The sequence below is a fragment of the Pseudomonas sp. DWP2-2 genome, from assembly GCF_049897065.1.
Taxonomy (GTDB): Bacteria; Pseudomonadota; Gammaproteobacteria; order Pseudomonadales; family Pseudomonadaceae; genus Aquipseudomonas; species Aquipseudomonas paracarnis.
Genome location: NZ_JAFCVN010000001.1, coordinates 598,094 through 611,726 on the forward strand (window position 1 = coordinate 598,094; position 13,633 = coordinate 611,726).

Below are 13,633 nucleotides of genomic sequence, written 5' to 3' on the forward strand. Positions count from 1 at the left end.
TCATTCCTTGAGCACAAACATCCATTCACTTGGACGTAATCCATCGTTCGCGAGTGTTTGCAACGCGTCGCTGTGCTTGTCAAAGGTATCCATCACCTCGGTGACATCCCGTGATTTTCCATCACTTGAGACCAGCCAAAGTCGCCAACCGAGTTCTCGCTGGCGATATTCCAGCGCGCGCCGTCTTTCGTTGTCAGACACGAAGAACCTGCCGCTCTTCAATTGAGCGACTCGTTTGACCTCGACCTGCAGAAAGCGCCTGTCACGTGGAACCAGCACATCGAATCCGGCGTTACCGACGTATTCTGCGACGTGAAGCAAGCTGCGCATTTGCTCTTCGCGGGTTATCAGTGTCGAGCGCCGCTGACCTTCATCCCCAAGAAACGCCAGAGGCGCGGCCAATGCCTGGTGAAAGCCTTCCGGGTCCTCTTTGAGCCAACGCATGGCTTCAGGTACGCAATGGTCCAGAACGGCCTCCTCGGCCCGTAACCCACCTGTCGCCTTGCGTCGGGCATCACGAATGAAATGATCCTCATCCTGAGGAGCATCGCGGGCAATCATACTGACGCGCGTTGCACTGAACGATTTTAAGCCCAACTTATCAAGAGCTTCGGGCAGCGCACTTAGGACCAACTTCCCGCTCGCAAATGCCAGAGCATCCGTTGAGGGCGCCTGGTCTTGCGGCTCAATATCCAACCGACGATGCAAGATTACCTGGGGATCGAAATCCATCATTTTCAGCTGTGCGCTCTCGTCGGCATGCTCAACCCTGACTTCCTTCTGCAACCCTTCCAGCAACGCTTCAATCCAGCGTTCACGAGGAGTCGCTTCAATCGCAGCTGCCAGAGCAGGCAAGGTGTCGGCCAGCGCCAACGCCGATGCATGCGTGCCTGCGAAGTCGACAAGCGGACGAAGCTTGCTGATCCCGGCCAATGCCTCTGTCACCTCATCTTCTGCGACATTCCGGGCATTCAAAAAAATCTCCGGTCTGATCACCATACCTGGAAATGGCTCGCAGCTCAGGCCCGACGCGAAGCTTTGCAGTACTTCACGAACCGACGCCACCCACAGCAACCGCTCTTCGGCAGTCAACACAAGGGCGTCAATACGCAACCGGAACTCCGCTACCTCCTGATCGGAAATTCCATACTCACGACGAAAGCGCTGAACGGCTCCCGACACTCGCCCGTCTTCACCGACAGAATCCGCAGCATTGCTCCACGCATGCAGCCCATCCTTGAACAACGCACCGAATGCCCGCTTTTCTGTCAGCAGTTGGCTCAAGGGATGCGCGCATTCGACCAAGGGCACATCCGGCCCATCGAACCAGAGCTCATGCGCCCCCTGCTGCGTGACGTGTTCAAAGACATCACCTACCGAGTCTTTGCCCAGGCAGCCGAGCTTGCCGTCAAACGACCATTCGATCCAGACATCGTCATAGTGGCGGATGATCAATCTGGCGAAAACCTCCAACGCCTTGCTGGCATTGAAATCGTTGTGCGCCGCGCTGGCAGCGGCCATCAGATCCGGCATAGCCAAATGCAACTGGCTACGCAGCTTCACCGCCAGCGGATCATTACTGTCACCGTGGCAGCTGATTTTTGCGGTTTTCGGTTCGAAATGCTCCAAACCGTAGCGGCAGGCGTTCTCTTTGCTCAGTTTTCTGACCACCCACAATTTGATGTCGTTGAACGAGAGCAATGCGGTGGGATTTTCCCCACTATCGTGCCAGATGCGGTCCCCTGCGCTGCCCCACGCCAGTCCTTGTTGGCGCCCCGCTTCGCCGACGACTCGATAGAGCAAGGGCGGTGTCAGGCTTTCGTGCTTGAGGGTCAAATCCATCAGACTGCGATACAGCTCGCGCAAATCACGCAGCGCCGCCGAGTCCAATGTGCGCGGATCAATGTGCCGCAGGCGCTCAAAAGCGCGGCGCACCCGCTCGGCGCCATTGGTCTCCAGTGCATTGGCAATCCCAAGCTGGGCGTACCAGGTCGCGTCATTGCCTCGTTCTACTTCCAAACGCGGCAACAACAAGGTTCTGAACCCCCCACTGCTCCGCTGGCGCCAGATGTCCAATGGCGCATAGGGACCCTGGCCATGCAGCCCGTCACGGATAATCACCGTGCCGCCGCTGTGCAGCCAGCGGCACCGCTCCAGGGCAGCCAACAGATGCCGGCCTTCCTCTCGGGCGAGAAAGCCGGAAAGCAATGGCCAGCGCGCAACAAGCTCGGTCATCGTTTCGACCGGCAACTCATCGGGCAATGCGATCGTTTCAGGGTCGGACAATGGAATAGGGCCAATCCCCAATAGCAGACACAGATCATCGATGGTGGGCGACGGCACAATACCGTCCACAACTTCAGCCAGCCAGAGCTCATCCAGTTGCGGCCACGGTCCTTTGACTCGTGCACACGTCTGTGCGGCATGCCAATGGCCATCCATCCCTTTCACCATCAGGCTGGCCAGGCTTGCACCAGCACTGGCGGCAGTTTCCTTGCTAACAAAACGCCAGGCCGCGCCGACACCACGCTCCTTCGCCCGACGCAAAAACGAGCCAACGCCGCCAGTGCCCTCATGACCGGCCAAGGCCAGCGCGGCGCAGACCAGCTCGACATGATCGTCTTCGTTGTCCCCAGGACGCAGTTGCGCGAGTATTTCTGGTCGATCAAAGTTGATCAGTCCTTGTTGCGCGAGTGACATATCCAAGGCAGGCGTGAAGGTCGTGATAAAGGACTTCTGACGCATGATCACTTGAGCCAGCTCGGTTTGATTTTCAAGCCCTGAGCGGCGGTAGTAGATGCGGTCGCCTTCGGCACCACGATGCTGCCCCCTGGCAATTTGAACCAGCGGCTGCGCGCGCAGGACAGGCGCATTCTCCTCCAACCCCTCGCTGACAATCGGCAGGACCTTGGCGCCACTGGCCTGAATCCGCGCTAGCAGATATTCACGGTGCGATGAAAGATAACCGAGCTTCAGGTTGCGATAAGCGTAATCCGCCCAGGCTTCAAGCGCCTCGAACAGCTGTCGGTAGCGCACCAGAGGCCATGTCCGGCCAGTCGAAAAACTCTTCTTCACCATGCTTTCAAATACCGCTCCGCGCGCCTGCCAGAACAGTGTGGCGACTTCGCGTTTCAGGTGCGGGCAAGTACAGGCACGCGGCGTGGCGTATTCCCAGAATGTTTCAGCCAGGCAAACGTCCGGCGTTTGCCAGAGCTCAACGATGCACTCAGCGGCCAGACGCACCAAAGTCGCATTCCACCCAGCCGGGTCAGTCGCTTGCCCGGTGCCTTCCAGTTTTCGCAGCGTCAGGTGACGGCGCGAATTGCTTAAGTAGAAGTCGCCGTGAATCTGAACGCCAAACCCGGCAGGCTGTTCGGTGGGCAAATAGGACCAGTAGCGCGAGTTGCTCGGGTCATTGGACGCAATCACCCGCACATCAGCGACGTCCAGATCCAACCCGGTACTGGCACGCACTTCGACGGGGAATGCCATGTGCCGCTGCGCCATCGCCAGGTAATTCTTGGCGTCGATAACATGGGTGACGTCCTGCTCCCCTGCGACACTCAAGGTAATGCGCAAGCCAAGTGCGGAGCGCTCCTGCAGGAAGGCCAGCGGTCCACGGCTCAACTCCGCCATGGATGCCTCAATGCTGGCAACGACCTCAGGTTTTCTGATGTCCTGCAAGCGAATCAGTGTGACATGCTCTGAATCGAGTTCTGGCTGGGCCGAGAGCATCAGCGGCGCGTAAAAGCTGGCCGCGTCCTGGCTGATCCAGCCGTCAACGGCCACCGCGAAGCGCGCCGGATGTTGCAGATGCATGCCCCACCAATGGCCATCTTCAGCACGACTCCAGACCTCGACCTGACTGCCGGCACCAAATACCGAACGAAAGCCGACACCTTTATTGCCAATGCTTTCGCCAGCTGATTTGCTGCTCGAATGCATACTCAGCAACGCCTGAATATCGGAGCGACGCCCGTCCACGCTCTGGGTCGTGATCGCGCGTCCATCGTTGGCGACTTCGAGAATCTGTCGTTGTCGATCCCAGCGAAGCAAAATATGGCCAGTAGCGCGATCAAGGGCGTTTTGCAGCAGCTCGAAGACAACCCGTCCCGAATAATCCTGCACCACCGCTTTTTCCGAGCCCAGGTCCCGCAGCCGAGTACTTTCCGGCAGGTGCCGATGTTCTTCGAGATGCGCGTGCAACAGGGCCCGCACCTGTGCAAGGTTGCGGGGTAATCCCTTGATACCGATCATCGTTGAGCCTCTTTGGACAACTCAGCCTTTAACTGCAATGCCAGCCCACTCAAACGCTGTACATTGCGGCTCACCGCGCCCTCAAACACCCCAGGGCCGGCCTCAATCAGGCTGAACCAGTTTTTCGCGCGGGTAATGCCGGTGTAGAGCAGCTCCTTGGTCAGCACCGGGTTTAGCGCATCAGGGAGCAGCAACGCGGTGTGGTTGAATTCCGAGCCCTGGGATTTATGCACGGTCATGGCGTAGACCGTTTCGACTTCAACCAGCCGGCTGGGCAAGACAAAGCGTACATCGCCAGTGCCGTCATTGCGGGGGAACGCCACCCGCAGGCTCATGCGTCCGGGTTGACTGTCATCGGGCACAGGAAGGTAGAGCGCTATGCCGATGTCGCCATTCATCAATCCCAGGCTGTAGTCATTGCGGGTGACCAGCACTGGTCGGCCTTCGTACCAGCCATGGTCGGTGTCGATCAGTTTGCGATGTTTCAGCTCGCCGGCCACGCGCAGGTTCAATCCTTCTACGCCCCAAGGGCCACGGCGCAAGGCGCAAAGCAGCCGGAACTCATCGAAGGCTTTGAGAACATTTCTCGCCCATTGCACCCAGCCATCGCTGTTCCAGACAGTGCCAGTTGCCGGCCGCAGCTGTTGCAGTTGCTCCAGGTAATAGCGATAACCCGGGGGCTTGCCGTCAGCCTCGGGATGACCATCGATAATCAGACGGGTAAGTTTGCTGTCTTGTTCGCCTCGCAGTTTCAAGCTGAACAGTTGTTCCGGCGGATGTTCGAGCAGTTGTCGAGCCTCGCCAGCATTCTTTTCGTTTACCAGCTTTGCCAGGCGTCCGATGCCTCTGTTGGCATCGAAACGTCGCGAGTAACGCAGCATCACTGTCTGCTGCGCCAACGGGTCGCCCAGGCCCTCGCCAAGTTGCAGGCCCGTCGCTTCAACTGCTTCGTGGGTGTGTTCAGTGAGCCAGGCGCTGGTCGCCGCAGAGTAACGCCCAGCCTCGGCGTCGCGACACAGGTCACCCAGCACGGCGCCAGCATCGACAGAGGCCAACTGGTCCTTGTCGCCGAGCATGATCAAGCGTGCCTGCAGCGGCAAGGCATCGAGCAGGCAGGCCATCATTTCCAGATCGATCATCGATGCTTCATCGACCACCAACACATCCAGCGCGAGAAGATTGTCCTGATGGTGGATAAAGTTGCGCGAGTCGGGACGACTGCCCAGCAAGCGATGCAGCGTCGAAACATCGGTGGGGATGGCCTGGCGAACGTCGTCCGTCACTTGCAGTTCGCTGACCGCCTTGCCGATGGACTCCGACAAGCGTGCAGCCGCTTTGCCAGTCGGCGCGGCCAAGCGAATGCGCAAGGGTTTGCCAGCCTCGACGGCCGGGGTCTGCAGCAGCCCCAGCAGGCGCACCACCGACGTGGTCTTGCCGGTGCCAGGCCCGCCGGTGATCACGCTGAAATGCCCACGAGCAGCCAACGCACAGGCCAGCTTTTGCCAATCGGTGATCCGCTGACCACCGTCCTTGGCCGATTCTGGAAACAATTCATCGAGCCGTTTGGACAAATGATCGGGGGTGATCGACGGCTGAGTCAGTCGAGCGCTGAGCGCTTTGGCAATTTTCTGCTCGTAGTTCCAAAAGCGTCGCAGGTACAAGCGTTGCCCGGCGAGCACCAAGGGGCGCTCCGGGTAACGTCGTAGGGTGTCGCGATCCTCGACCAGACCACTGGCAGCCAACGCCTGACGCCAGGTGACCGCATCCACGCAGTGCAACCACTGCGATGGTAGCTGTCCGCCCTCATCGCCTTCAGGCGGCAGCGAAAGGACGAAGTCCGGCGCGCTGAGGGTTGCCGTCAGATCGAGACAGGAATGCCCTCGGCCCAATTGATGGCTGGTCATCGCAATCGCCAACAGGACACTTGGCGGCGCTTGGGGGTCCTGCTCCAGGACGAACGCGGCCATTGAACGATCCAGGGCGCGCAGCCAACCGCGGGTCACCCAAAGCTCCAACTGCTGCAGCAAATCCTGGCTAGAAGCCTGAGACAGGGCAATCGCAGGTGCGTCGCTGCTGCGCTGACTGTCACTGAGTTGTTTGAGTGTCAGGATCATACTGCCACCTCCGTGTGCTGGCCCATGAAAAGTCTGTCCATTTGTTCGATGAGTTGGCGAGGCGGTCTTTCGAAATGCACACCCTGGCTGGCGGAATGGTGCCCGCGCACGAATAGATACACAGCACCGCCCATGTGCCGGTCGTAGTCATAGTCACGTAGGCGCAACTTCAATTGCCGATGCAGGGCCAGCAGATAGAGGCAGAACTGCAGGTCGTAGCGCTTGCTGAGCATGGTTTCGGCCATCGCTGCAGCGTCATAACTGTCGTCATTGCGGCCCAGCCAGTTGGACTTGTAGTCGGCCACGTAGTAGCGCCCCTGATGTTCGAACGTCAGGTCGATAAAGCCTTTGAACATACCGTTCAGCTGGCCGGGATTGAGTACCGGTCGCGGTTCGCCATTCAAGGTATATTGGCGCACCAATTTGTCGAGCTGCTGGACATTTACCGACTGACTGGAAAACCAGAACTCCATCTCCACCTGATAGGTGCTCAAGCCACTCAGGCTGACCGAGCTGCCGTCAAAACGCAGCGGTGTACTCAGATAGGATTTGAGCCAAGCCGCCAGTGGTTCGATCCAGGTTTCCCAGCTTCGCAGGTTGCAACGGCGGCCAACTGTGCTGTCGATCGACTCGGGCATGGCCTGAGCTTTCGCGAAGCCTTCGTTACCCGCCCACTCGAACAACCCATGCAGGAAAGTACCGGGGCCTGCGCCACGGGGAAAACCGTGAATGCCCGGACCCGCAGAAAGCGTCGCGACTATTTCATCCACAGCAAGGCCTTCCTCGGTGAGGTTCGCCTCCAGGGCCGTGGCAGGCTCAAGCCGTTGACCGGCTTCGGCGCCCATCAATTGGTTGCCGTCGGCGATGGACAGTGCCGAGTAGCTGGCGATCCACCAGTTTGAGGCGGGCTTATGCAGGGGGATCAATGCCTGGCTGAGCTCGGCTTTTAGTGGTGGTGTATAACAATCATCTGTGGCCTCGGGTGCTGGTTCACAGACGATGTGTTCGCAGTCCCCGCGCAGGTCGGACAAAAGCGACTCAAGTTGCCCGGCAACAATCTTGTCACCGCCAGCCAGCAGATAACCCAGGCCGCCTTTATCCAGATCGGTCGCCTTGCCATTGGAGCGACCCACTGCTGCGATACCCAGCCAGGTGGCGTAACGGGCACGGGTCAATGCCACATAGAGCAGACGCATTTCCTCGCCCAGACGCTCGTCGTTGGCTTTTTCATACGCCACCCTGGCTGCCTCGGACTTGCCCAATTCGATGCACAACTCGCCGTCATCGTCGCCATGGAACATCGGCGGCGACTTGCTGCGACCATTGAGTTCAGTCGCGTTGCAAATGAATGGCAGCAGAACCAGTGGATACTCCAGCCCCTTGGATTTGTGGACGGTGATGACTTTAATCAGATCGGCATCGCTTTCCAGACGCAGTATTTCTTCTTCACTGGCAGCTTGCAGCTGCTCGGCCAAGTGACGAATCAATGCATTTTCGCCGTCCAGCTCAGTGGCGCTACGCTGCAGCCATTCGGCCAGATGCAGCAAGTTGGTCAGGCTGCGTTCGCCGTCGGTCTGCAGCAACAAACGCGCGGGTATCTGAAAGTCTGCCATCAGTTTGCGCAGCATCGGAAGCACACCTTGCTGCTGCCAGAGATGACGGTAATCCCGGAAGCGTAAAACCTGTTGCTCCCAGTAAAGTTCGTCATGGTTGAGCTGCTCCAGCGTCAGCCAGCTTAAGCCAATGCTGCGCGTCGCCAGCGCCGCCCTGAGCAGCCGATCCACTGAAGGCTCAGCGCAGGCACGCAGCAGATAAAGCAGGTCCTGGGCTTCTGGACTGTCAAACACCGAGTCGCGATCAGACAGATAGACGCTGGCCAGCTTGCGCTGGGACAGCGACTTGCGGATGGCCTCGGCTTCGGTTCGATTGCGCACCAGAATCGCGATGTCGGCCGGTCTCAGGGCAACGAAGCTGCCATCGGCCTGCCGCAGACCTGCTTGCTGGGCACCACCCGGCACCAGCCAGGATTGAATAGCCGAAGCCGCTGCTTCTGCCATGCCTCGCCGGTACGCCCCGGTGCTGATCATGCCGTCAGCGCCGGGTAGTATCCACAACGTCATCGCGGCAGTGGCCCCACCGCCTATTTCCAGACGCGCCTCGCGACCCTTGGCAAGCACGGCGGAAAACGGCACTGGGTTGGCAAAGCCTTCCCGGGCAAACCGAAAGGCCGCTCGCGGATGTCCTTCGGCAAACTCGAAACAGCGGTTGGCGGCCGTGACCATGGCTTCGGTGGAGCGGAAGTTTTTACCCAGGGTGTAATGCCGTCCACTGGTGGCTTCACGGGCGCTCAGGTAGGTGTAGATATCCGCGCCACGGAAGGCATAGATCGCCTGCTTGGGGTCACCGATCATGAACAGGCCGCTGTCCGGCGAGTTGTCGGCGATGCGGTAGATGCTCTCGAAAATCCGGTACTGCACAGGGTCGGTGTCTTGAAATTCATCGATCAAGGCAACCGGATACTGCTCACGAACAGTTTTTGCCAGTCGCTCACCCGACTGCCTCTGCAGCGCCGCATCGAGCCGATTGAGCAGATCATCGAAGCCGATTTCGGCGCGGCGCAGTTTTTCGGTATCGAAACGCTCGCTGATTTCAGCCAGCGCATGAAGTAGCAACTGGGCCCGAATGTCCTGCTTGCTTGCTTGATGGTCCGCCAAGGCGTCGATGGCTGCGAACGCTGGATGCGATGGGGCCTGTGCGCCACCGGTGAGCTTGAAACGCTCCTGACCAAACTTGCTCAGATTGCCAGGTGCGGTCTGGCCCTGGCTCCAGTTCGCCAAGGCCTCAAGCCACCCGGCAAATACCTGATCATCCTTGACGCCCCGATAGGTATTGCCATGCAGCTTGCTGCGCATGCCGTGCAGCAATTGTTCAATCTGCTGCCGGTCATCGCGCCATGCCGTTCGTGCGAGCTGCTCCAATGCAGAGAGGCTGACCTTCCAGTCAGCAGGCGCCTTGAGCAAGGCCGCCAGGGTTCCGGGGGCAGGCAATACTGCGCCGCCATGCATGAAGCTCGCAGTACGTCGCGCCAGCAAGGACGAGAGCAGCTGACCCAACTCTTGAGGCCCGCTGAAATAGTCGGCGATCACCTCAGCCTGATCCAGCGATAGCCCATAAAAATGCCGCCGCCAGTAATCCCTCACCACCTCGGCCAGCAATTCGCTCTGATCGGTTTCCAGCGTCTGGGTGAACAGGCTGCCGCTGTCGAAGGCATGCTCACGCAACATCCGATAACACCAGCCATGGATGGTCGAGACCGCCGCCTCATCCATCCACTCGCCGGCCAGTTGTAGGCGACGGGCGCAATTGGGCCACTGCTCAGCCGGATAATCAGCGCGTAGTTGCTCCAATAACGAATCGTGACTACCGAGGGGCTCGGCGAAACAATGCGCGGCTTCACTCAAACGCAGGCGGATACGATCCCGCAATTCCTGAGTGGCGGCGTCGGTAAAAGTCACGACCAGAATCTGCGGAGGATTGAGCGGCTCTTTGAATGCATTCGCGCCGCCGTGCCCAAGCACCAGCCGCACATACAGCAACGCAATAGTGAATGTCTTGCCGGTCCCGGCGCTAGCCTCGATCAGACGGCTGCCGTGTAACGGAAAATTCAGAGACTCCAGATTCACGGGATTCATAGGTCGCTCCCTGCGCCAGCAGATGAAAGATGGTTAAACAGAGGGCCATACAGTTGTTCGGCCAACAACGTAAATCGTCCATCACCAGACAATGCATCAAAGTCGGGATAAGCGCGGCGCAAGGCGGCCGAACTGGCGACCTCTCCGGTCACCATATAGCCGCCCTCGAATGTTTCCCTGGCCTGGTCCAGAGCCGCGCCCCCACTGCCCGACAACCAGGCGAAAGCAGTCTTGCAGCCAACCGGCAGCGGTTCGCACATGCCCTCGACCCAGTATTGCAGCAAGTGCTGCAGATGGTCTCGCGCAGTGGCCTTGCTCAATGGCGGGAACAGCACATTGCCGTTGAGACAAACCAAAATCGTCGTGCACGGCTCGGTACCCAGCTGCAAAGCAATGTGCCGTACCCAGAGACGGACAAGGTTATGCCAACGAAAACCGTCGTCGGTGAGCAGTTTATTGCTGACCAGTTGCACGTAGGCCAAGTCCTTCCCGGCGTTACGGCGCAGCCCGCCCAGCCAGTCGACGAAGCCTGGCGTCGAATCCGTCGGCTCGCACCTGAGCTCGATCTGGCCTGGCTCTACCTCGCTCCATTCCTGAATGGCCGCGTGGTAACGCGCCATCAGATCAGGAAGCGGTCCAGCAAGCTTGGCCGCACTCAGTGAGCCGAATGCCGCCAAGGGCAATTTGCCCTCCCGTTGCAAACGCTGCACATGCTGTTCCAGCTGGGCGTCCATATGCTCAGGCTGATAGGACTCCTCGACCCAGCGTTTGAGTGATTGGCTCAAGGTTTCCTGATGCTGCCAATTCTCCAGCGCGTCCAGCTCAAAAGGCTCCTCATCGCGGCTGACCATTTCATCACTGTCGAAATGTACCTTGAGGCGCTGTTGAAAGAACGCAGCCACCGGATCGCGCAGAAAACCCGCCAGTTGGCGCAGGTTCAAAGGCGTGTCTTGCTGGAGCGGTGTCAGCTCGATCGGCGCCTGCACTGCCTCGGCAACCGTATGGACGTTGCGCCACTCATGGGAATAGGTGAACAGACCGTCCGGCCCCGACAAATTCGCAAAGTACGAAGGGCTAAAGGGCTGCAGCGGGTGTTCCAGGGTCAGAGCGTCAATCAGTGCCTTCGGATTCTCCTCGCTACCGCTCAGTCGCCAACCGGTCGACAGGTGATCGCGCAGTTGCCCGATCAAAACCGATGGCACCCGCTCACTGTTGTCGCGGATATTGCGCCCCACCCAACTGACATACAGCTGATCCCTGGCCGACAGTAGCGCCTCAAGCAGCAGGTAGCGGTCATCCTCACGGCGGGAACGGTCACCGGGACGGTAGTCATGACGCATCAGGTCGAAGTCGACGTGGGACTGCTGGCGAGGGTAGTCGCCATCATTCATGCCAAGCAAGCACACCACCTTGAAGGGGATCGCACGCATCGGCATCAAGGTACAAAAATTCACCGCGCCCGCCAGGAAGCGTTGCGACAGGCCGCCCTGATCTATGCCGCCAAGCCAGGTTTCGTGGACAACACTCAGCGGCACCGCCTCATCAAACTCAGCCTGGTTGCAGGTTTTCAGCCAGTCATCGAGAATCTTCAGCAGTTGGTTGACGAGCAATTCATCGGCCTCGCCAACGGGCCGGAAAAACACCTTGAGCAGCGACTGTAAACGCTCAACCCAAACCTTCGGCACTGTGGGTTGCTGCAAGTCCAGACGGGCGATTTCCATGTGATCGAGCAGGGTCAGCAACGGGCCTGCCAGCGCGGCTTCGAGGCCGGAGACTTCGTCGTAAGGCTCGATGCCGTCCAGCGCCGGGCCTTTGCCCGCGGCATATCCCAGCAGCATGCGGCGCAAGCCGAAGCGCCAGGTGTTTTGTTCAAGCCCGGCTGGCATGTCCAGGCTTTCACGCTGCGCCCCATCGAGTCCCCAGCGGATACCGGATCCTTCAATCCAGCGATGCAGCGTAGGCAGATCGGCCTCGGTGACGCCAAAGCGGGCACGAAGCGCGGGTACATCAAGCAGGTCAAGAATATCGCTTACCGCAAAACGGCTCTGCGGCAGCTTGAGCAAGTGCTCCAGCGCGATTAACAGCGGCTCGCGACCACGCTGCCCTTGGTCGGCGAGAGTAAACGGGATGTAACGCGGGTCGTGGTAAGGCACTTGCCCGAAGACTGCCTCGATGTGCGGCGCATACGCATTGATGTCCGGGACCATGACAATCACATCACGCGGGCTGAGCCCCGAGTCTGCACTGAAACGGGCCAGCAGCTGGTCATGGAGGATTTCCACTTCTCGCTGGGGGCTGTGCGCCACATGGAAACGTACCGAGCGATCCTTGTCCGACAGTACCGGCGCCCAGTGTTCGCGAGTTTCAGCCAGTGGGCGCAGTTCCAGAATGTCGTCCTGCAACTGCGATAGCAGCGTCGGTGCCTCCTCTTCGCTGAACAGGTCGATTCGTCCGCCGTTCACGTCGTCAAACAGATGCCGGTAGCTGGAGGGGGCATCGTAGCTGTCGAGAAGATTGATATAGTCGCGACCCTGCTTGCCCCAGGCGGCCAGCAACGGCTGACCATTTTGATGCAGCGAATCCGCGCCCAGTGCCGGGCTAACGACCTTATGCTGCTGACGTTTGTAGCTGTGCAGCAGCAGATCCTTGTCGGCGACAATATCGATCCAGTGGTGACGACAGGGGTTATGCACGCAGAGCAGTACCTGACTGAAACGCGAGAGCATCGCCAGAGCTTCGAGCACCTGAGCCGGCATCGACGAAATACCAAACACCACGATCCGCCGCGGCAGGCCCTGCGGAGCCTGCTCCACCGACTGCAAGCGGGTAACAAAGCGCTTATGGACACCTGCTCGGCTGCGCTCAAGCGCGCCTTCGCCGACATCCAGCAACAGCTCGCGCCACAGGTCAGCCTGCCAGAGATTATCGGCATCCAGCGGGTTGGGTATGCCATTAATCTGCTTGAGCTGGTCGCGGACTTCAGCCCAGTCTTCCAGCCAGTCCGCACGGTACACCTGGTACTGATCGAACAAATCGGCCAGACGCTCGGCTAACTGATGACGCTTGCGCAGATCGTCGTCCTGCTCCAGAAACCGCTGCAGGCTCTGGAAATTAGGCTTGCTCATCAGCTGCGGCAGCAAGCGCATCAGCCGCCAGCTCAGGGGAGTCTTGTCCAGTGGCGAGGTTTCAGGTGTTGAGTCCTTACCCAGCACTGATCGATAGGCTTGCCACAGAAAACGTGCCGGCAACTGCACATCCAGCGCAGCTGCAATGCCGCAACCGCCTGCTTGAGGGTCATCGGCCAGGGCCAGCTTGAGCCACTGAGAAATACCATTGCTATGGACCAGCACAACTTCGTTTTCCAGTGGTGCCAGCGGATAACGCTGCATCCAATTCACAGCCAAGGCTCGCAAATCATCAAGACGATTGCTGTGGATAATCATGAAGCCTGGCTTCAACTCGTCAGCGTCCTGCATAAACCACTCCCACATTCTTAGACTGTCGCCAACACCTGGGTGCCGGCATCGGAAAAGCTGTTAGTACACTAGGGCCAGATTCGCCCTGAACGCC

General features: G+C 59.2%; 4 protein-coding genes. All 4 read right to left on the reverse strand.

Annotated elements, in window-relative coordinates:
• The 4 genes from ACP7CZ_RS02525 to recC are packed head-to-tail and all read right to left on the reverse strand — an operon-like array spanning position 1 to position 13,539.
• A complete protein-coding gene (locus ACP7CZ_RS02525; protein WP_153334703.1) occupies positions 1-4,257 on the reverse strand; it encodes a sacsin N-terminal ATP-binding-like domain-containing protein in 4,257 nt (1,418 codons plus the stop codon).
• The gene (gene recD / locus ACP7CZ_RS02530) at positions 4,254-6,371 is read right to left on the reverse strand and encodes an exodeoxyribonuclease V subunit alpha (protein ID WP_153334704.1); all 2,118 of its coding nucleotides are present in this window, start codon (positions 6,369-6,371) and stop codon (positions 4,254-4,256) included. The genes ACP7CZ_RS02525 and recD overlap by 4 nt, the downstream gene beginning before the upstream one ends.
• Positions 6,368-10,063, reverse strand: coding sequence for an exodeoxyribonuclease V subunit beta (gene recB, locus ACP7CZ_RS02535; protein WP_284185321.1), 3,696 nt, complete (start codon positions 10,061-10,063; stop codon positions 6,368-6,370). The genes recD and recB overlap by 4 nt, the downstream gene beginning before the upstream one ends.
• Positions 10,060-13,539, reverse strand: a complete 3,480-nt coding sequence (recC, locus tag ACP7CZ_RS02540) for an exodeoxyribonuclease V subunit gamma (RefSeq protein ID WP_106120188.1) — start codon at positions 13,537-13,539, stop codon at positions 10,060-10,062. Before recC ends, recB begins: the two co-directional genes overlap by 4 nt.
• Positions 13,540-13,633: the final 94 nt, after the last annotated feature.

Coding starts and splice junctions, on each gene's coding strand:
- recD (WP_153334704.1), bottom strand. CDS start 6,371: ATGATCCTGACACTCAAACAACTCAGTGACAGTCAGCGCAGCAGCGAC.
- recB (WP_284185321.1), bottom strand. CDS start 10,063: ATGAATCCCGTGAATCTGGAGTCTCTGAATTTTCCGTTACACGGCAGC.
- recC (WP_106120188.1), bottom strand. CDS start 13,539: ATGCAGGACGCTGACGAGTTGAAGCCAGGCTTCATGATTATCCACAGC.
- ACP7CZ_RS02525 (WP_153334703.1), bottom strand. CDS start 4,257: ATGATCGGTATCAAGGGATTACCCCGCAACCTTGCACAGGTGCGGGCC.